Below are 1,234 nucleotides of genomic sequence, written 5' to 3' on the forward strand. Positions count from 1 at the left end.
GAGCCGCCTCCACCCCCCTCGTCGCCGGCCGCTACCGCCTGGTCTCCGAGATCGGCGGCGGCGCCATGGGTGTCGTCTGGCGGGCCCGCGACGAGGTCCTGGGCCGCGATGTGGCCGTCAAGGAGCTGCGTCCCGATCACGGCATGAGCGGCGCGCAGGTCCGCACCTCGCACCAGCGCGCGCGGCGCGAGGGGCGCATCGCCGCGCGGCTTCAGCATCCGAACGCCGTCGTCATCTACGACGTGGCCGAGCACGACGGCCGTCCCTACCTGATCATGGAGTACGTCCCCTCGCAGAGCCTCGGGGACATCCTGGCCACCGGCGCGGTGCTCACCCCGACCGAGGTGACCAGCATCGGCGCGCAGCTGGCCTCGGCGCTGACCGCCGCGCACGAGCGGGGCATCGTGCACCGCGACATCAAGCCCGGCAACGTGCTGATGACCACCGACGGCACCGTGAAGCTCACCGACTTCGGCATCTCCCGGGCGGCCGGCGACGCGACCGTCACCGCGACCGGCGAGATCCTGGGCACCCCCGCCTACACCGCGCCGGAGGTCGCGCAGGGGCATCCGGTCGCGTTCCCGGCCGACGTCTTCTCGCTCGGCGCCACCCTGTACGCCGCGGTCGAGGGCACGCCGCCGTTCGGCGAGGACCACAACGCCATGGCCACGCTGCTGCGCGTGGTCCGCAACGAGATCCGGCTCCCGAAGCGGTCCGGTCCGCTGACCGACACGATCATGCGGATGCTGAGTCCGGAGCCGGTGGACCGGCCGACGATGAAGCAGGTCTGGCAGGGCCTGGACACGCAGTCGTTCAAGCCGCTCCCGGTCGCCGACCTCAGGGCCTCAGCCCCGGTGACGAAGGCGTTCGAGGCGCCGTCGCCGACGCTCGTGGTGACCGATCCGTTGTCCGCGAAGCGCATGGCGGCCACGTCCGAGGCGGGCCCGAAGACGCCGCGCGCCACCTCGACGCCGGTGCCGGCACCGACGCCGGCGCCGATCCTGGCGCCCCTACCGACCCCCACGCCGACCCCGAGCTCGATATCGTCCCGGGTCACGGCGCCGCCACCGCCCTCGACCCCAGCGCCGACCCCGACCGCGACGCCGACCACCCAGCCGACCTCGACCCCGGCCACGTCCACGACACCGACCACCTCATCGACCACCTCGTCGGCCAAGTCCTCGACCACCTCGTCCTCCGCGGTCCAAGGCGCGACACCGACCTCGGCCATGAC

1 protein-coding gene is annotated in these 1,234 nt (G+C 73.3%); it reads left to right on the forward strand.

The window, feature by feature from the left end:
- A partial coding sequence (locus GWK61_RS54665; protein WP_194922304.1) for a serine/threonine-protein kinase occupies positions 1-1,234 on the forward strand: 1,234 nt, incomplete at both ends.

Origin of the sequence: Catenulispora rubra, from assembly GCF_015356825.1 — a bacterium.
GTDB classification, from domain to species: domain Bacteria; phylum Actinomycetota; class Actinomycetes; order Streptomycetales; family Catenulisporaceae; genus Catenulispora; species Catenulispora rubra.